Raw genomic sequence first — 17902 nt, forward strand, 5'->3', positions numbered from 1 at the left:
ATGGACACTGCCGACAACACCCCCCTGTTATATGACGAGCTGAAGATTCCCGACGGCAGTCCGGCGCATCCGCCGGCTCCAGCCGGCAGCATAGGGATCAACATCGCCGCTGCCATGCTGGTCTTTCCCCACAAGGGGTTAAAGTTGCGTATACCGCCCTGGGACAACATGGGACGGGGAGATGCCTTCCGGATCAAGTTGGATAATATCCCCGTGTTGACGGGCTCTATCAATGAAGAGACCGAGGTGGGTCAGTGGGTCGAGCGGTATATCCCGGTCGGCGGGCTGATCGATGGGGACTTCAACCTGAACTACGACGTGAAGATACTGGGGGAACCCGACTACAGGCCTTCGGCGGTGACGAAGATCCACGTCAAGATCACCAACGCTCCGCCCGGTGGCAAGGATCAGGATGGTGACACGCCCGGTCACTCGGAACTGCGACTGACGATCCCCACCGAGTTCCTGCCACCCGGTTTCGTGGACCAGGAAGCCGCCGAGCAAGGTGTCGAGGTGACCATCGAGCCTTATCCGATCATGGTCGAAGGTGATCGGATCAAGCTGTCCTGGGGCGGTGAAATCATTTGGAAAACAGTAGAGAGCGAGCATCTGCCGCCGCAGCGTACGCCGCTGATCATTACCGTTGATGAAGCGACCATTCTCAAGGCCGGGGACACCGATACCAATGGACTGGCGGTGGTCTTTGAAGTCTACGACGTGGTGGACAACAAATCCGAAGACTGGAGTGCCGAAGTACGGGTGATTGTAGACACCGGCAACTCGCGCCTGGAGGCGCCGCTGATCAAGGAACTCGTCAATCTGGTGCTGGACGTGGACCGGCTCGGCGAGGCGGACCTGACCTTTCAGATCATCGCGACGGATACCAACGCCTTCAAGGTAGGCGATGAGGTCGAGATGCATTTGACGGGCACCACGGCAGAGGGGGAAAAGATCGAAGAAGTCATCTTCGCGTCGGAAAAACTTCTCAGTGTCCCGAGTATCCTCGAGTTCAAGCGCCCCAGCGCCGACGTGCGACAGCTGGCCGGCGGTCCTCATGCGGCTTTTTTCTATCGGCTGATCAAGGCGGATGGCAGTGATGACTTGACCTCTAAAATACTCTCCCCGCGGATCGTGGGCCGGGCCAATCCCCTGGCAGCGCCGATCCCCCTGGACGAGATCGCCGGCACCCTCGATCCCCAACTGCCCAGCACCACCATCGAGATCCCGCTGGACCCGGCCATGGAAGAGGGCAACGCCATTGCCTTGATCTGGAACGGCACCACCGAAACCGGCAGCGCTTATACACCGGACTTGCCCCTGCATCCCCTCAGCCAGAACGAAGCGGAGGGCACTGTCCCGATTGAAATCGTCGTGGCCGGCGAGCACCTCACTGCCATTAATGGGGGCACGCTCGATCTGTACTACAAGCTGCTGCGCGATGCGGTAAGCCGGGAAGTCATCGAAGATGAGTCGCTGCACGCCGACCTGCTGAGTATCGGCCTCCCCCTGGCCGAATTGCCCGTGCCGGTGGTGGAGGGCGAGAGCGAAGGCGTGCTGGACCCGGCGGACAAACCGGATGGCACGCGCCTGATCGTTCGCCAATACGGCGGGCAAAAGGCTGGTGACCGGGTGCATATCCTGTGGTGGGGGTCGAACACCGGGCGGTATCGGGACTCGATTCGGGTCACTGAAATCACCGAGACTCAAAACATCCCGTTCACCATCAGCGCTCCGTTGATCGAGGGCAACCGGGATGGCACGGTGCGGGCGATGTATTGGGTTCGGCGTCATGACGGCAGGACCAGTCCATCAGAAATCTTGCAGATGAGGATTGGTGCGGGGATGGAGTTGACTGCGCCCAGCGTCAAGCAGGCCACCGGCAACTCACCGACCCAGCAACTGAATCCGGTTACGGCCAAGGATGCGCTGACCGTGGTGATTCCGGATTACGGGACCCAGCCCGGAGATAAGGTCAGCGTGACCTGGGCCGGCACTGCAGGCGCGGGTTCTTACACCACGCCGGTAGGCGATTTGCCTGCCAGCCGAGAGATCGATCTTCCGGTCAGCGTGCTCGCCTATAACCTGGCGCGATCGGTGACGGTGACCTACACGGTGACCCGTGACGGCCGCGAAGAGCCGCCGTCGGCGCCGCTGACGCTGGCGGTGCAGGCAATGCCCGAGTCCAGCCTGGCAATGCCACTGATTCGCGAGGCGGCACAGGGCGGCATTGGCAGCGAACTGAATCTGGGCAGCTTTACTGGCGATGCCCGTGTCACGGCAGCGCCCTGGCCACTGATCGCCGCCGGCCAGCGGGTCTGGTTGCGCTGCGAGGGCACTGCCAGCGATGGCTCGAACCACACGATTACGCTTTACACCGGCTCAGAGGTGATCCCGAGCGAAGTGGGTCCCGGGCTGTCGAAGGCGATCCAGCGGGTCGAGCTTGAGAAACTGCGCGATGGTTCCGAGCTCAAGGTTGTGCTGGAGGTAACCTTCAACCGAAGCAGTAACCAGAGTGAGGCGGTGACCTTTCCGTTGCGCACCTATACGGTCAAAACCCTCGAACTGATCAGGCCGACCATCGACTCCGCCAAGGACCCGCATCAGGCGCCAATCACCAACGGTGGGTATACCGTCGAAACCAGCGTCACCCTGGGCGGCAGGGCGACAAAGGGCCAGAAGGTGGAAGTTCACGAAGGCGACGACTTGAAGGGCACCGCCGATGTCAACGGCGATGGTGTCTGGAGCCTGACAGTCAGCGGGCTCAGCGTGGCGCCTCATATCTTCACCGCGAAGGCGCTCTACGGTAACAATCCAATATCCGATGCCTGGGGGATTAATGTGGTTGCCGTCGTGCAGCCGACGATTACAGCGATCAAGGATCCCAACAATGCCGACATCCCCAACGGCGGTTATACCCTCTCCACCAGCGTCACTTTGCACGGTCGGGCCTCCCTGGGTATGCAAGTACAGATCTTTGAGGGTGCCGACCTGAAGGGCATCGCCGATGTCGACGGTTATGGTGACTGGAGCCTGCCGCTGAGCGGGCTCGCCGAGGGGCCCCATATCGTCAACGCCAAGGCGCTGTACAGCAATCAACCAGAGTCTGATTATCGGGGATTCAATGTAGCCAAGCAGTTGGTGGTCGATACCGGCCCCGTGTACCTCAGCGGGTTTTTCCTGTACATCGGACAGCCGCGAAACGGCACCCCCATGCCAGCCGGCACAACATTCAATCGTACCCCTCTATCGGGGAACCCTGGATACGCTTACTACACGTCGAATGGTAATGTCGCCCGTGTGGATGGCTACGGTACGGTCGAAGGGTGGGCCAACGGACAGGCGACGATCACAGTCGCCGACGCTTCGGGGCAAACAGCGTCTTATTCGGTGATCCGCTCGAACGCCTGGCAGATGGCAATGATCGGTACCATCACAGGGGGGGAGGCGGCCAACTGGGCAAACTCCCAAGGGGCCGCGAACTCATTTGCCCAGCCCCCACGTCCGGACGGCGGCACCATGGAAGCCATTCGCACTTATTACGTGGTGCCCACGGGGTTCAACTACAGGCACTGGACCGGCGCGTTCGAGAATGGCAATCCCCTGTGGCCACTCTGGGCGAACCCCTACACGGGGGAGATTGGAACGCAGGCGATTCAGGATTATCTGGGCGCCTACTGTCGGATCCCCTACAACGCGGGCCAGGTGCTGGCGAGTATTCCAGACTCGCAACCGGACACTGACCAACGTTGATCCACCTAGCCGATACACCCCATGGACCATAGCCCCTCTGGAGAACACCGTGCGCGAGCGGTGCTCTCTGGCGGGCTATCGATTTCAGTATCTCAGGGGGTAATCCGGTAAAGCTTTGTAGACAGTGTGTGAAATTGTGTAAGGGGTTTGGCTCTGGGTGGGTGAGGGCGTATATCCTTGGCCGCTTGAGATTCTCTGCGTCTGGCAGGCCCTCATCGCGAGCAAGCTCGCTCCCACAGTGGTTTTGTGTCGTCCCCTCGACCCTTGTGGGAGCGAGCTTGCTCGCGATTGCGGCATTGCCGGCGCCACAGCACTTTCTGGAAACACCATGCCCAACATCCTCCTGGTCGAAGACGACCCCGCACTCTCTGAACTGATCGCCAGTTACCTGGAGCGCAACGGCTATCAGGTCAGCGTCCTCAGCCGTGGCGATCATGTGCGTGAACGGGCGCGGGTCGATCCGCCGGACCTGGTGATCCTCGACCTGATGTTGCCGGGGCTGGACGGCTTGCAGGTCTGCCGCTTGCTGCGGGCCGATTCGGCGACCTTGCCGATCCTGATGCTCACCGCCCGGGATGACAGCCACGACCAGGTCCTGGGCCTGGAGATGGGCGCTGACGACTACGTCACCAAACCGTGCGAGCCTCGGGTGTTGCTGGCGCGGGTGCGCACCTTGTTACGGCGCAGCAGCCTCATCGAGCCGCAGACGGCCAACGACCGCATCCTGGTGGGCAACCTGTGCATCGACTTGTCCGAGCGCACGGTGACCTGGCGCGGGCAGGCGGTGGAATTGTCCAGCGGCGAATACAATCTGCTGGTGGTGCTGGCCCGGCATTCCGGCGAAGTGCTGAGCCGCGACCAGATCCTGCAACGCCTGCGGGGTATCGAATTCAACGGCACCGATCGTTCGGTGGACGTGGCGATTTCCAAGTTGCGGCGCAAGTTCGACGACAACGCCGACGAAGCCCGCAAGATCAAAACCGTGTGGGGCAAGGGCTACCTGTTCAGCCGTTCCGAGTGGGAATGCTGAGCCGATGTGGAAGCTGCTGATTCGCCTGTACCTGGTCACCATTGTGTCCTACAGCGCGGCGATCTACCTGATGCCGGAACTGGTGGTCCGCCTGTTCCACGAGCGTTTCCTGACCTACAACCTCGATTATTCCCGGGGCCTGCAAACCTTGTTGGTCAAGCAGTTCCGCGCCGTGCCCAGCGCACAGTGGCCGACGCTGGCGGCGCAGATGGACAAGGAATTCGACCCGCTGCGCATCGAACTGGCCGCCATTGATGACAACGGTTTCAGCGCCGAGGAGCAGGCGCGTCTCAAGCGTGGCGAGAATGTGGTGCGCCTCGGCGACTGGGCCTGGCGAACCCTGGCGGCGGCGCCGCTGGATGAGCACATGGCGGTGAAGATGGTCGTGCCGCCAGACCCGGCCGATGTCAGCTGGTTGTACTGGAGCATCAACGTGTTGATCGGCGCGACGATGCTGGCTTGCCTGTTGCTCTGGTTGCGGCCTCACTGGCGCGACCTGGAACGCCTGCGGCGCACCGCCGAGCGTTTCGGCAAAGGTCATCTGGGGGAGCGTACGCACATCGCCTCCAGTTCGAACATCGGCAGCCTGGCCCATGTGTTCGACACGATGGCGGGGGACATAGAGAACCTGCTTAACCAACAGCGGGATCTGCTCAACGCTGTGTCCCACGAACTGCGCACGCCCCTGACGCGGCTCGATTTCGGCCTGGCCCTGGCGCTGTCCGATGACTTGCCGGCACCCAGCCGCGAGCGTCTGCAAGGGCTGGTGGCGCACATTCGCGAGCTGGATGAGTTGGTGCTGGAGCTGTTGTCCTACAGCCGGTTGCAAAACCCGCAACACTTGCCCGAACGGGTCGAAGTGGCGCTGGACGAATTCATCGACAGCATCCTGGGCAGCGTCGACGAGGACCTGGCGGCGCCGGACGTGGTGATCGACGTGCTGTTGCATGGGACGCTGGAGCGTTTTGTGCTGGACCCACGGTTGACCGCACGGGCGTTGCAGAACCTGCTGCGCAATGCCATGCGGTATTGCGAAAAGCACATCCAGATCGGCGTGCTGGTGGGTGGTCAAGGCTGTGAGATCTGGGTCGACGACGACGGCATCGGCATTCCCGACAGCGAACGCGAGCGGGTGTTCGAGCCGTTCTACCGCCTGGACCGCAGCCGCGATCGCGCCACGGGCGGCTTCGGCCTCGGCCTGGCCATCAGCCGCCGGGCCCTGGAAGCCCAGGGCGGCACCTTGACGGTGGAAGCCTCGCCGCTAGGCGGGGCACGTTTCAGGCTATGGCTGCCAACACCGCCCTGAATCCTGTGGCGAGGGAGCTTGCTCCCGCTGGAGCGCGAAGCGGTCCCAATGGCCCCTTACCCAAACAACCCCGCCGCAATATTGATCGAAAACCCCAGGATCGCCGTGTTGAACACAAACCCGATCAACGATTGCGCCAATACGATCTTGCGCAATTGCCGGGTGGCGACTCCCACATCCGAGGTCTGCACCGCCACGCCGATGGTGAAAGAGAAATACAGGAAATCCCAATAGTTGGGCGTGGTCAGCCCTTCGGCAAACCGCAGCGCCGGCTCCTTGCCCTCCCAGGTGTAATACAGCCGTGCGTAGTGAACGCTGAAAATCACCCCGATCAGCAACCATGAGCCGATCACGGTCATTGCCGTGAAGCCGTAATGCAACAGCTTGCCAGCGGCCTGCAGGTCGCGGCTGCCGGCCAGCTCGAAGGTGATGGTCGCCAGGCTGGCCAAGGCCGCGACGCAGACCGTCAGCAGCACCAGCCCGGCATTTTCATCTTCGATTTCGGCGATGCGCTTCACGTCGGGCGCCTTGGCCCGCACGGTCAGCCAGAACATCAGCACCAGGTAGGTCCAGACCCCGGCATTCCAGCCGATCAGGATCTTGCTGATGATCGAGTCCACGGGAGCCAGGATACCCACCGCCAGGCCAAGGACCGTGGCGCTGGAAAGGCGCGGGTGAGTGCGGGCGAGGAAGGGCATGGAGGCTCACTGTCCGGAAAAGAGGCGCCTAGTATGAGCCATCAAGCGAAGGGGCGACCGTCTATCGCGCTGGATTCGATCAATTGCACGCCCGCTTCCTGCATCCGCCGGATCGCCGCCTCCATCGAGCCCTCCCTGTCAATGCCCCGGCAGGCGTCCAGCACCACAAACGCGTTGAACCCGGCCAGCCGGGCATCCAGTGCCGAAAACATCACGCAGAAATCCAGGGCCAGGCCCACCAGGTAGACGGTGTCGATGCCGCGTTCCTTGAGGTAGCCGGTCAAACCGGTCGGGGTCTGGTGGTCCGCTTCCATGAAGGCCGAGTAACTGTCTATGTCCGGGTTGCAGCCTTTGCGAATGATCAGCTTGGCATGGTCAAGCCCGAGTGCCGGGTGCAGCGCGGCGCCGTGGCTGCCCTGTAGGCAGTGGTCGGGCCAGAGTGTCTGCTCGCCGTAGGGCAATTGGATGATGTCGAAAGGTTGCTTGCCCGGGTGACTGGAGGCAAACGAGGCGTGCCCGGCCGGATGCCAGTCTTGCGCGAGGACGATGTGCCTGAATGATTGGCCGAGCTGGTTGATCAACGGCACGATCTCATCACCTCCTGGCACGGCCAGTTGGCCGCCGGGGATGAAGTCGTTCTGTACATCGATCACCACGAGTGCGGTGGTCAAGGCTCGGTTGGCTGGAACGCTCATGAGTGGAATCCTCCTTGAAGTGGTTCTTCGAGAGTAGCTGAACGCCCCGGGGCCCGCGTGCAGACTGACCCACCGCTATCGCGAGCGAGCTCGCTCCCACACTGGATCTCCAGTGAATCTAAAACCTGTGCCCGACCCCAATCCCAGTGTGGGAGCGAGCTTGCTCGCGATGACGACGGTCCGTTCAACATTGATGCAAGCTGATCCACCGCTATCGCGAGCGAGCTCGCTCCCACACTGGATCTCCAGTGAATCTAAAACCTGTGCCCGACCCCAATCCCAGTGTGGGAGCGAGCTTGCTCGCGATGACGACGGTCCGTTCAACATTGATGCAAGCTGATCCACCGCTATCGCGAGCGAGCTCGCTCCCACACTGGATCTCCAGTGAATCTAAAACCTGTGCCCGACCCCAATCCCAATGTGGGAGCGAGCTTGCTCGCGATGACGACGGCCCGTTCAACATTGATGCAAGCTGATCCACCGCTATCGCGAGCGAGCTCGCTCCCACACTGGATCTCCAGTGAATCTAAAACCTGTGCCCGACCCCAATCCCAATGTGGGAGCGAGCTTGCTCGCGATGACGGCGGCCCATTCAACATTGATGCAAGCTGATCCACCGCTATCGCGAGCAAGCTCGCTCCCACAACGGAACTGCGGTGAACGCATGATGGATGGCTTGCAGAAAAAATCTCCCTGCTCGGGGAAGTGTCTTTCGTCGAAAATATTTCAGGTTTGATGGCTTTTTGACATTTGCTTCGTGCGTCCCTGTCACGATTCAGTACAATCGCCGGCCTCCAACCGGGCATGGACGCAGTCCGGTTCTCCAGTTACGAGAAAAAACCATGCTCATCGGCAGTTATTCCCCCGCCCTCGTTTCGATCTCCTTGTTTGTTGCCGTGCTGGCTTCCTACACCGCGCTGGATCTGGCCGGGCGTATCGCGACCGCCCAGGGGCGCGCCGCGCATTGGTGGATGACTGGGGGCGCGCTGGCGATGGGGGTGGGCATCTGGTCCATGCACTTCATCGGCATGCTGGCGTTCACCTTGCCGGTTGAGCTTGGCTACGATGTCTCGATCACCGCGCTGTCACTGCTGACCGCCATTCTTTCCAGCGGTTTTGCCCTGTGGCTGGTCAGCCAGCCGCGATTGCCGGCTTGGCAGTTGGCCTTCGGTGCGCTGATCATGGGCGCCGGGATCAGCGCCATGCATTACACCGGCATGGCCGCGCTGCGGATGCAGCCGGGCATCGATTACGACCCGACACTGTTCGGGGCTTCGCTGGTGATTGCTGTCGGCGCGTCGGCGGCGGCGCTGTGGATTGCCTTCCGCCTGCGCCAGAACACCCCCCACGTGCGTCTGGCTCGCGCGGGCGCCGCGGTGGTCATGGGCATCGCCATCGTCGGCATGCACTACACCGGCATGGCCGGGGCGCGGTTCAGCGAGGGCAGTTTCTGTGGTTCTCTGGACGGCTTGAGCGGCAAGGGCCTGGACAATCTGGTGTTGATCACCACCCTGGCGGTGCTGGCCATTGCCTTGCTGACATCGATTCTCGATGCGCGCCTGGAAGCCCGCACCGCCGAGCTGGCCCAGTCCCTGACCCGGGCCAACCGGGAACTGACGCAGTTGGCCCTGCACGACCCCCTCACCGAACTGCCCAACCGTGTGCTGCTGGCCGACCGGATCGATCAGGCCATGCATCGGGTGCAGGAGCAGGGCGGCTGCTTCGCCTTGATGTTCATCGACCTCGATGGTTTCAAGCCGGTCAACGATGCCTTTGGTCACCACATGGGCGATTTGTTGCTGCGGGACGTGGCCCTGCGCTTGCGCGAAGACCTGCGCAGCCAGGACACCCTGGCGCGGATCGGTGGTGATGAGTTCGTGCTGCTGGTGCAACTGGCCGAACCCGACGATGCCCTGCGACTGGCGGCACGCCAGGTCGGCTTGATCGGGCGCACGTTCCGGGTGTCTGAACATGACTTGCAGATCTCCGCCAGCGTCGGCATCGCCCTTTACCCCGGCAACGGCCAGAGCGCCGAAGAGCTGCTGATGAATGCCGACGCGGCGATGTACCACGCCAAGGGCGCCGGCAAAAACGGCTACAGTTTTTTCGACGCCTCGATGAACAGTAACGCCCGCAAGCAATTGCAGTTGCTGCAAGACTTGCGCATGGCCGTCGAACAGCGGCAGTTCAGCCTGCATTACCAGCCCAAGTTCGACGCGGCCAATGGCCGTCCGGTCGGGGCCGAAGCCTTGTTGCGCTGGACCCATCCGACCCAAGGCCTGTTGATGCCCGACACGTTCATCGACCTGGCGGAAAAGACCGGGTTGATCATTCCCATCGGCGAATGGGTGTTGAACGAAGCCTGCCGGCAGATGCGCGAATGGTACGTGCTCGGTTATACCGACTGGCGCATCGCGGTGAACCTCTCGGCCTTGCAGTTCTGCCACACCGGTCTGGTGCAGAGCGTGGCCAAGGCGTTGGAAACGCACAAGCTGCCGGCCAACAGCCTGACCCTGGAAATCACCGAAACCACCGCCATGAGCGATGCGGACGCAAGCATGACGGTGTTGCAACTGCTCTCGGACATGGGTGTGGATTTGTCCATCGACGACTTCGGCACCGGCTATTCGAGCCTGATGTACCTCAAGCGCCTGCCGGCCAACGAGCTGAAGATCGATCGCGGCTTCGTGCGGGACCTGGAGCACGACAGCGATGACGCGGCCATCGTCTCGGCCATCGTTGCCCTCGGCCAGGCCCTGGGCCTGCGGATCGTCGCCGAAGGCGTGGAGACCGATATGCAACAAGACTTCCTGACCCAGTTGGGCTGCGATTCGCTGCAGGGCTATCTGTTGGGCCATCCGCTGCCGGCCGAGCGTTTCCTGCAGGAAATTCGCCAGGCGAAAGCCGTGGCGATAGCCTGACCCCCTCAGGAGACGATATCGAACGCCGTGCTGCCCAGGCGCTCGCCGTTGACCAGCAGGTGCACGGCATGCCGGCCCGCGTAGTGTTTGCGGGTGGTCAGTTCGCGAATATGTTGCGAACGGCTGAGGTTGACGCGACCCTGGGCGGGCAGGTCGAAGGTCTTGAGTTTGAAGACCTTGGCCGAGGTGCCGCCCGAGGCTTTCACGTAGTCGACGGCGTAGTCGATCACCAGGCGTTGGCTCTGCCCGAGGGTTGATTGCACCGTGAAGGACAGCGTGACCTGTTCGCCCAAGTGAATCACCGCCGGCGTCACCTGCAAATCCAGCACCTGGACCTGCGCCTTGCCGCCGGCGCCGATGACCCCCAGCGCCCTGGGATTACCTTGTTTGATCAAGCTACGCAGCGCATGCCGGGCAATCCAAGCGGTGTGGCGGTCTTGCAAGGGCCAGCCTTCGATCTGGTCCAGCACCCACTCGGGATGCTGCTTGGTGACGTCGTTGAGGTGGTTGGCCACGGATTTGCGCACATAAAGGCTGTCGTCGGCCTTGAGCGTGTCGAGGATCGCGGCGGCCAGGTCGGGGTTGGCCTGGATCGGCTCCAGGTGAAACGACCATGGCAGGCGCGGCCGGCTGCCTTCGCTGGCCAGGCGACGCACGTGCTCGTTGGCGTCCAGGGCCCAGCCGTGCATGACCTTGAGGGTGCGTTCCAGATCGTCCCGCAAGAAGTGCCGCACGGCGAACTCCGACGAGCCGAACCGAGTGAAATACTGCAGTGCGTCCAACGACACGTCGAAGTGATTGCGGCCGTAAGACGCCACGTAGTGCGGCAGGAACATGCTGACAAACATGCTGTTCAGGCGCGGGGCCAGGGCGCGCAGCACCTCCAGCGATGCTTCATAATCGAGAGGCAGCACCGCGTGCAGGCACTCGCTGACCCGGGCCATGCGCTGCATCACCGATAACTCGGCCAGCCCGTCGTTGGCCATGCGCAAGAATGCCTTGGCGTCGAAAGCCGGATACACCGCGCGCATTTTGCTGGCGATGTGTTCCAGGCGGGCGCTGTTGAAGATTTCCTTGAGGGCAGGGGAGGCAGTGGTCGGGGTCGTCATGGCAGGGTCCGTCGTGCAGGGCTTGTCACTATATCCCGTGGCGATGGAGCAAGCTCCCTCGCCACGGGGTACAGTTTCCAGGAATTAAGGAATGATTTGCCGGCCGCGAAGTCCCAGATTCAGTCCCTCGAATAACTGGAGTTTTTTCTATGCGCAAACCCACCCTGATCGCCAGCCTGGTTCTGATTGCCGGCCTTGGAGCCCTTGGGCCTGTTGCGCAAGCGGTCGAGAAAACCGGAGACGCCCTGGAGCATTCGCCGAGCAATGGCCGCAGGCTGGTGGAGAACGACCGGGTACCGGCGGACTACCAGCGCGCGGACAGGGCCATGAAAGACTGGAAACAGAAGAAGCTCGAACAGCCGACAAGCGAGCAGCAATGGGTGCAGATCGACGACAAGTACCTGCTGATCGAAACCGTGTCCGGCGCGATCGTCAAGATCGTGCCGGCCACACGTTAAATCTTCAGAGCACTTCGCCTTTGTCCCATAGCTGAACCAGCTCGCCGGGTGCCCGGTCCTCGGGCACCTGCAGCACCATCTCGTCGTCCTGGTCGTTGGCGCGATAACGCACCTCGATCTGGAAAAACCGCTGGTCGCCGCGCCCGGGCGTGGAGGAGGTCAGCGGCAGGCAGCCCTCCAGGACCGAACAGATGCGAGTGCGCTGGTCGAGGTCGCACTGGGCGAACTCGATTTCCCGTGGTCGGGTCAACGCATGGATGGCGGCCACGCCGCCCTGGCGCGACAGCCGTACCACGGCTTTGTCGTCGAGGTCTGGAAGGGTTTTCATCAGCTCTCCTGTGTCAGGTCGACGCCGACCTGGGCCCAGCCGTTCTGTACCGCTTGCACTTCCCGCGTGCCGAAGCGCTGGCGGGCATGCTCGACGGTCAAGCGGGCGAAGGCGCTGAAGGACGCGTCATTGGCCAGTCTTCGGTCGCACAAGGTTTCATACCAGATCCGGCCGGCCTTTTCCCAGGCAAATCCGCCCAGCGTGGTCGCCACCAGATAAAAGGCCCGGTTGGGAATGCCGGAGTTGATGTGCACGCCACCGTTGTCTTCACGGGTAATGACGAATTCGCGCATGTGCGCCGGTTGCGGGTCCTTGCCCAGCAGCGGGTCATCGTAGGCGCTGCCGGGGTTGGACATGCTGCGCAGGCCGTCGCCGTTGATCTTGTCGGTGAGCAGGTCGGCGCCGATCAGCCAGTCGGCCTGGTCGGCGGTCTGTTCGAGCACGAACTGCTTGACCAGCACACCGAACACGTCGGAGATGGACTCGTTCAGAGCACCGGACTGGTTGGCGTAGACCAACCCGGCTTCGCTTTCGGTGACGCCATGGGCCAGTTCGTGGGCCACCACGTCCAGGGAACGGGTGAAGCGCTGGAAGATTTCGCCGTCGCCGTCGCCGAACACCATCTGTGCGCCGTTCCAGAAGGCGTTCTCATAGCCCTGGCCGTAATGCACGCTGCCCACCAGGGCGAAGCCTTTGTTGTCGATGGAATCGCGCCCCAGGACCTTCCAGAAAAAATCATAGGTGGCGCCCAGGGCATCGTAGGCCTCGTCCACGGCCGGATCGCCACTGGCCCGCTGGCCTTCCAGGCGTACCGGCTGGCCGGGCAGTTCCATGCTGTTCTGGGCGTCATGCACGCTGCGTTGCGGGTGTCCGGCCTTGCCGGGCTTGGGCAGCGCCGCCGCGACGGGCGGAGTGCTGGGCGGGCCAGGGTTGTGCCGCAGGTTGCGCACGTGGGTCAAGGTGCCGAGGGCGCTGGAACGTTGCTGTTCGGAACCGTGGGCGATGATGCGGTTGAGGATGTACGGCGGAATGAAACCGTGGTGCGGACGAGAGTCGATCATCAGAAAGTCCTTATCTGAAATGCAGGGTCGATACCCATGTGAACCGAATAGGCCGTTGCGGTTCCCTGATGCAGGGCAGACAACGTTTGCCATGCGTCCTGATTTCTGCGAAAACCTCGCGCCTGGATCACACGAGGGATACGCCATGAATGAAGAACTGCAAATCATCGACCTGCAACAGGGCGACGGCAAAAGCGTAGTCAAAGGTGCGCTGATCACCACCCAATACCGCGGCACCCTCGAAGACGGCACCGAATTCGATTCGTCCTACAGTCGCGGCAAACCCTTCCAATGCGTGATCGGCACCGGTCGTGTCATCAAGGGCTGGGACCTGGGCCTGATGGGCATGCAAGTCGGTGGCAAGCGCAAGTTGCTGGTGCCGGCCCACCTGGCCTACGGTGAACGGTCCATGGGCGCACACATCAAGCCCAACGCCAACCTGATCTTTGAAATCGAGTTGCTGGAAGTGCTGACCCGGGACGATTGAGGGCCGAAACCGCTCGGTGCGCTTGTTCCATTGTGGAGTGAAAGATGAACGCAGAACGTCATGACGTAGGCGTGTCCCAAGTGGCCGCCGCGATTGCCGAGCCGGCCCGTACCCGAATGCTCTGCGCCTTGATGGATGGCCATGCCCGCACCAGCACCGAATTGGCGAGCATCGCCGAGGTCAGCGCCTCGACCGCCAGCGCCCACCTGGCGAAACTCAAGGACCTGGCCTTGGTGCGCCTGCACGTCCAGGGCCGGCATCGCTATTACAGCCTGGCGGACCCACGTGTCGCCCAGGCCCTCGAAGCGCTGATGGTGATCGGCCAGAACGCCGCGCCGACCTTCACGCCGCGTACTCCGGATCGCCTGCAATTCGCTCGCACCTGCTACGACCACATGGCTGGCACCCTGGCGGTGCGGCTGCATGATCGCCTGATCGAGGCCGGATGGTTGGAGGCGGTGCAAGGCCAGGACTATCGCCTGAGTGAGTCCGGCGAGGCGCTGTTCGAGGGCTTTGGCATCGATGTCCAATCACTCGCCACGCGACGGCGCCGATTCGCCTGCCCTTGCCTGGACTGGAGCATGCGTCGCCCGCACCTGGGTGGCGCACTGGGGGCGGCGTTGCTGCAGTTGGCGATCAAGCGCAAATGGCTGATCCAGGACCTGGATAGCCGGGCCCTGGGGTTGACGGCCAGTGGGCGCCGGGAGCTGGCGCGGCGGTTTGGGGTCAGTGCCGAAATCGACGGCAGACCCACTGGCGCTATGGCGAGCAAGCTCGCTCCCACAGTGGGCCTGCGTTGAACACAAGGTTGATACCCACCGACAAACCCTGTGGGAGCGAGCTTGCTCGCGATAGCCATTCCAGCGCCACCCTCATCCTCAAGCCATATGCCTGCGTCGATACTCATCCGGCGTGGTGCCCATCATTTTGCGAAACATGCTGATGAACGCCGAGGCGCTGCTGTAGCCCAGGTCCAGGCCAATGGTTTCCACGCTCTGGCCACGTTCGAGCAGGGCCAGGGCCTCGATGACTTTCAGGCGCTGGCGCCATTCCACCAGGGACATGCCCAGGTCCCGTTGGGCCCGGCGCATCAGCGTGCGTTCGGTGGTGTTGGCGGCACGGGCCAGTTGCGGCAAGGAGCGCGGGTCGCTGGGGTTCGCCTCCAGGGCCCGCAATACGGGGCCCAGCAGTGGATCATCCGAGGAGGGCAGGTAGCTACCGGCATGGGGCGCCTGAGCCAGCTTGTCCACCAGCACCTGCAACAAGCGCTGCTGCTCGGGTGTCTGCGGTTGGCTCGGCGGTTCGTTGTGCAGCTCTTCCAGCAACGCGCGGATCAGTGGGCTCAAGGTCAGCGCGCAGGGGACGGCCGGCAGCGCAGCGCACAGTTCGGCCGCCAAGTACAACGAACAATGACAGGCCTCATGCCGATTGAACCCAACGTGTTCCATGTCCGGCGGCAGCCAGATGCCGTACTGCGGTGGCGCCAGGTAATGGTGCTGGGCGATCTCGATTTCCATCACTCCACTGTAGGAGTAGACGAACTCACCCCAGGCATGTCGATGCCGGGGGTAAGTGGCGTGGGCCGGCATGCAGGCGCTGCGAAAGAAAATCGGCGAGGGCAGGGCCGCGTCGAACGGAGGCATTTTCAGATGTTGGGCTGGAGGCTGCATATCGACCGCAATGGCGGATTACCGGGATGGCTTGTCGGGTAATCACTATATCCAGCAAAGGTGTCAGGCAGACAATCCTTTCATCCATTTCTGCCCAAGGACCTTTTCCATGACCACCCGCCGCACCCTGGATGGCCAGGTCAGTGCCCTGATGACTGGACTCTGTGCCATCTGGGGTTTCCAGCAAGTCGCGATCAAGGCCAGCGCCGCCGACATGGCGCCAATGCTGCAACTGGGCGTGCGCTCGGCCATTGCCGCGGTACTGGTCTGGTTGTTGGTGCTGGCGCGGGGTGAACGCCTGTCCCTGGCCGATGGCAGTTGGCGTCCGGGCCTGTTGGTGGGGTTGTTGTTTGCCCTGGAGTTCGTGATGGTGGGCGAAGGCCTGCGTCATACGACGGCTTCGCACATGGTGATTTTCCTGTACACCGCCCCGATGTTCGCCGCCCTCGGTTTGCACTGGAAACTGCCGAGCGAACGCCTCAAGCCGGCGCAATGGCTGGGCATCGCGGTTGCCTTCGGCGGGATCGTGGTGGCCTTCAGTGGCGGCTCGGAGGCGGCGAACGGCAGCTCGTTGCTCGGTGACGGCATGGGTTTGCTGGCCGGCGCGCTGTGGGGCGCAACCACGGTGACGGTACGCTGTTCGCGGCTGACCGACGTGCCGGCCAGCCAGACACTGCTGTATCAACTGGTGGGCGCCGGGGTGCTGCTGATCGCAATGTCCGTGGCGTTGGCGCAAACGACGATCAACCCCACGCCGCAACTCATTGCCAGCCTGGCGTTCCAGGTGTTGCTGGTGTCCTTCGCCAGTTTCCTGATCTGGTTCTCGCTGCTGCGCCACTACCTGGCTTCGCAGTTGGGCGTGCTGTCGTTCATGACGCCGCTGTTTGGCATCGGTTTTGGTGTCTGGTTGCTGGACGAGCCGCTGGAGCCGAACTTTATCGTTGGCGCGGTCCTGGTGCTGGGCGGGATCTTGCTGGTCAGCGGTTACGGATGGTTTTGCCAGCGTTGGGGGCGGTGGTTGGTATTGCGTCGGGGGTAGCCGAAGCAGCCAGTAAAAAGCCCACCCTTGCCGAGGCAGGGGTGGGCTTTTTTATGCATGCACTGAGCAGGCGGTTGCCTAGGTCAAACCTTGACGATCCAACCCGCCGGCGCTTCCACGTCGCCGGTCTGCACGCCGGTCAGCTCCTTGTAGAGCTTCTGGGTGATCGGGCCGACTTCGGTTTCGCTGTGGAACACGTGCAGCTTGTCCTTGTAGCTGATGCCGCCAATCGGGGTGATCACCGCAGCGGTACCGCAAGCACCGGCTTCCTTGAAGTCCGACAGCTTGTCGATGAACACGTCGCCTTCGATCACTTCCAGGCCCAGGCGCGATTTGGCCAGTTCGATCAACGACAGGCGAGTGATGCCCGGCAGGACCGAAGGGGATCTTGGGGTGACGAATTTGTTGTCGTGGGTGATGCCGAAGAAGTTGGCCGAGCCGACTTCCTCGATTTTCGAATGGGTCATCGGGTCCAGGTAGATGCAGTCGGCGAAACTGGCCTTCTTGGCCTGGGAGCCGGGCATCAGGCTGGCGGCGTAGTTGCCACCGACCTTGGCCGCACCGGTGCCTTGCGGCGCGGCGCGGTCGAAGCTGGAGATCAGGAAGTTGTGCGGGGTCAGGCCGCCCTTGAAGTAGGCGCCGACCGGGATGCAGAAAATCGAGAAGATGAACTCGGGTGCGGTGCGCACGCCGATGTTGTCACCCACGCCGATCACGAACGGACGCAGGTACAGCGCGCCGCCAGTGCCGTACGGCGGGATGAAGCGCTCGTTGGCGCGGACCACTTGCTTGCAGGCTTCGACGAACTGCTCGGTCTCGACCTGCGGCATCAGCAGGCGGGCACAGCTGCGCTGCATGCGGGCGGCGTTCTGGTCCGGGCGGAACAGGTTGATCGAACCGTCCTTGCAACGATAGGCCTTCAGGCCTTCGAAGCACTGCTGACCATAGTGCAGGGCCGTGGAGCCCTCGCTGATGTGCAGCACGTTGTCGTCGGTCAGGGTGCCCGCGTCCCAGGCGCCATCGCGCCAGTGCGACAGGTAGCGCTTGTCGGTCTTGATGTAGTCAAAGCCCAGTTTGTCCCAATTGATGCTCTCGTTACCCATGACACCCTCTATTTCTTAACAACCGTCGAAACGGTTCAAGGCTTCTGACGTTTTTTGGATGGGGACAACAATACTTCATTCCAGGGCTGTTTCGCAGCCCGCACGACAAGGTGCAGACAGATAAATGATGGTGTTCTTGAAAATCGCGAGCAAGCTCGCTCCCACAGGTGATAACGGTCGTTCATGGGAACGTAATCCCATGTGGGAGCGAGCTTGCTCGCGATAGGGCCCTTACTCACACCATCAA

At 62.3% G+C, this 17902-nt stretch carries 15 protein-coding genes; 8 read left to right on the forward strand and 7 right to left on the reverse strand.

Features of this window, described 5'->3' with window-relative positions:
- The 3 genes from J4E63_RS18980 to J4E63_RS18990 all read left to right on the forward strand — a co-directional run bounded on the left by J4E63_RS18980 (nucleotide 1) and on the right by J4E63_RS18990 (nucleotide 6086).
- The gene (locus tag J4E63_RS18980; protein WP_207282965.1) at nucleotides 1–3750 is read left to right on the forward strand and encodes an Ig-like domain-containing protein; all 3750 of its coding nucleotides are present in this window, start codon (nucleotides 1–3) and stop codon (nucleotides 3748–3750) included.
- A 328-nt stretch (nucleotides 3751–4078) separates the two neighbouring features.
- Nucleotides 4079–4780 (forward strand): response regulator transcription factor, encoded by a 702-nt coding sequence (locus J4E63_RS18985; RefSeq protein ID WP_103310362.1) that lies wholly within the window; start codon nucleotides 4079–4081, stop codon nucleotides 4778–4780.
- A 4-nt stretch (nucleotides 4781–4784) separates the two neighbouring features.
- Nucleotides 4785–6086, forward strand: coding sequence for an ATP-binding protein (locus J4E63_RS18990; RefSeq protein ID WP_207282966.1), 1302 nt, complete (start codon nucleotides 4785–4787; stop codon nucleotides 6084–6086).
- Nucleotides 6087–6142: 56 nt separating this feature from the next.
- Here the strand turns inward: J4E63_RS18990 and J4E63_RS18995 are convergent, their stop codons facing one another.
- Complete coding sequence (locus J4E63_RS18995) at nucleotides 6143–6784, reverse strand: DUF1345 domain-containing protein (RefSeq protein ID WP_060741690.1); 642 nt, start codon at nucleotides 6782–6784, stop codon at nucleotides 6143–6145.
- 41 nt (nucleotides 6785–6825) lie between these two features.
- Complete coding sequence (pncA, locus tag J4E63_RS19000; protein ID WP_207282967.1) at nucleotides 6826–7479, reverse strand: bifunctional nicotinamidase/pyrazinamidase; 654 nt, start codon at nucleotides 7477–7479, stop codon at nucleotides 6826–6828.
- An 842-nt stretch (nucleotides 7480–8321) separates the two neighbouring features.
- On the opposite strand from pncA, the gene J4E63_RS19005 reads away from it, so the two are divergent.
- On the forward strand, nucleotides 8322–10400 hold the full coding sequence (locus J4E63_RS19005) for a bifunctional diguanylate cyclase/phosphodiesterase (RefSeq protein ID WP_207282968.1): 2079 nt from the start codon (nucleotides 8322–8324) through the stop codon (nucleotides 10398–10400).
- 5 nt (nucleotides 10401–10405) lie between these two features.
- Here the strand turns inward: J4E63_RS19005 and J4E63_RS19010 are convergent, their stop codons facing one another.
- Entirely contained in the window at nucleotides 10406–11509 is a 1104-nt protein-coding gene (locus J4E63_RS19010; RefSeq protein WP_207282969.1) for a DNA alkylation repair protein, read from the reverse strand.
- A gap of 149 nt (nucleotides 11510–11658) precedes the next feature.
- Here J4E63_RS19010 and J4E63_RS19015 point away from each other — a divergent pair, with 149 nt between their 5' ends.
- Nucleotides 11659–11967, forward strand: coding sequence for an RcnB family protein (locus J4E63_RS19015; protein WP_060741694.1), 309 nt, complete (start codon nucleotides 11659–11661; stop codon nucleotides 11965–11967).
- 4 nt (nucleotides 11968–11971) lie between these two features.
- On the opposite strand, the gene J4E63_RS19020 is transcribed toward J4E63_RS19015, so the two are convergent.
- Nucleotides 11972–12295, reverse strand: coding sequence for a protealysin inhibitor emfourin (locus J4E63_RS19020; protein ID WP_092171974.1), 324 nt, complete (start codon nucleotides 12293–12295; stop codon nucleotides 11972–11974).
- Nucleotides 12295–13356 carry a M4 family metallopeptidase gene (locus J4E63_RS19025; protein ID WP_207282970.1) on the reverse strand — a complete coding sequence of 354 codons (1062 nt, stop codon included), beginning with the start codon at nucleotides 13354–13356 and terminating at the stop codon, nucleotides 12295–12297. Before J4E63_RS19025 ends, J4E63_RS19020 begins: the two co-directional genes overlap by 1 nt.
- A gap of 145 nt (nucleotides 13357–13501) precedes the next feature.
- Here J4E63_RS19025 and J4E63_RS19030 point away from each other — a divergent pair, with 145 nt between their 5' ends.
- Nucleotides 13502–13843, forward strand: coding sequence for an FKBP-type peptidyl-prolyl cis-trans isomerase (locus J4E63_RS19030; RefSeq protein WP_092254046.1), 342 nt, complete (start codon nucleotides 13502–13504; stop codon nucleotides 13841–13843).
- Nucleotides 13844–13887: 44 nt separating this feature from the next.
- Nucleotides 13888–14643 carry a helix-turn-helix transcriptional regulator gene (locus tag J4E63_RS19035; RefSeq protein ID WP_207282971.1) on the forward strand — a complete coding sequence of 252 codons (756 nt, stop codon included), beginning with the start codon at nucleotides 13888–13890 and terminating at the stop codon, nucleotides 14641–14643.
- Between the two features lie 78 nt (nucleotides 14644–14721).
- Here J4E63_RS19035 and J4E63_RS19040 read toward each other — a convergent pair whose 3' ends face one another.
- Nucleotides 14722–15513 (reverse strand): helix-turn-helix domain-containing protein, encoded by a 792-nt coding sequence (locus J4E63_RS19040; RefSeq protein WP_207282972.1) that lies wholly within the window; start codon nucleotides 15511–15513, stop codon nucleotides 14722–14724.
- Between the two features lie 109 nt (nucleotides 15514–15622).
- Between J4E63_RS19040 and J4E63_RS19045 the strand changes: the two genes are divergently transcribed.
- Complete coding sequence (locus tag J4E63_RS19045; RefSeq protein ID WP_207282973.1) at nucleotides 15623–16552, forward strand: DMT family transporter; 930 nt, start codon at nucleotides 15623–15625, stop codon at nucleotides 16550–16552.
- 83 nt (nucleotides 16553–16635) lie between these two features.
- Here J4E63_RS19045 and J4E63_RS19050 read toward each other — a convergent pair whose 3' ends face one another.
- Nucleotides 16636–17655 (reverse strand): branched-chain amino acid aminotransferase, encoded by a 1020-nt coding sequence (locus J4E63_RS19050; protein ID WP_207282974.1) that lies wholly within the window; start codon nucleotides 17653–17655, stop codon nucleotides 16636–16638.
- Nucleotides 17656–17902 lie beyond the last annotated feature (247 nt).

The organism is Pseudomonas sp. FW300-N2F2, from assembly GCF_017351655.1.
GTDB classification, from domain to species: domain Bacteria; phylum Pseudomonadota; class Gammaproteobacteria; order Pseudomonadales; family Pseudomonadaceae; genus Aquipseudomonas; species Aquipseudomonas fluorescens_AA.

Coding starts and splice junctions, on each gene's coding strand:
- J4E63_RS18980 (WP_207282965.1), top strand. CDS start 1: ATGGACACTGCCGACAACACCCCCCTGTTATATGACGAGCTGAAGATT.
- J4E63_RS18990 (WP_207282966.1), top strand. CDS start 4,785: ATGTGGAAGCTGCTGATTCGCCTGTACCTGGTCACCATTGTGTCCTAC.
- J4E63_RS19040 (WP_207282972.1), bottom strand. CDS start 15,513: ATGCAGCCTCCAGCCCAACATCTGAAAATGCCTCCGTTCGACGCGGCC.
- J4E63_RS18995 (WP_060741690.1), bottom strand. CDS start 6,784: ATGCCCTTCCTCGCCCGCACTCACCCGCGCCTTTCCAGCGCCACGGTC.
- J4E63_RS18985 (WP_103310362.1), top strand. CDS start 4,079: ATGCCCAACATCCTCCTGGTCGAAGACGACCCCGCACTCTCTGAACTG.
- J4E63_RS19005 (WP_207282968.1), top strand. CDS start 8,322: ATGCTCATCGGCAGTTATTCCCCCGCCCTCGTTTCGATCTCCTTGTTT.
- J4E63_RS19025 (WP_207282970.1), bottom strand. CDS start 13,356: ATGATCGACTCTCGTCCGCACCACGGTTTCATTCCGCCGTACATCCTC.
- J4E63_RS19010 (WP_207282969.1), bottom strand. CDS start 11,509: ATGACGACCCCGACCACTGCCTCCCCTGCCCTCAAGGAAATCTTCAAC.
- pncA (WP_207282967.1), bottom strand. CDS start 7,479: ATGAGCGTTCCAGCCAACCGAGCCTTGACCACCGCACTCGTGGTGATC.
- J4E63_RS19015 (WP_060741694.1), top strand. CDS start 11,659: ATGCGCAAACCCACCCTGATCGCCAGCCTGGTTCTGATTGCCGGCCTT.
- J4E63_RS19045 (WP_207282973.1), top strand. CDS start 15,623: ATGACCACCCGCCGCACCCTGGATGGCCAGGTCAGTGCCCTGATGACT.
- J4E63_RS19020 (WP_092171974.1), bottom strand. CDS start 12,295: ATGAAAACCCTTCCAGACCTCGACGACAAAGCCGTGGTACGGCTGTCG.
- J4E63_RS19030 (WP_092254046.1), top strand. CDS start 13,502: ATGAATGAAGAACTGCAAATCATCGACCTGCAACAGGGCGACGGCAAA.
- J4E63_RS19035 (WP_207282971.1), top strand. CDS start 13,888: ATGAACGCAGAACGTCATGACGTAGGCGTGTCCCAAGTGGCCGCCGCG.
- J4E63_RS19050 (WP_207282974.1), bottom strand. CDS start 17,655: ATGGGTAACGAGAGCATCAATTGGGACAAACTGGGCTTTGACTACATC.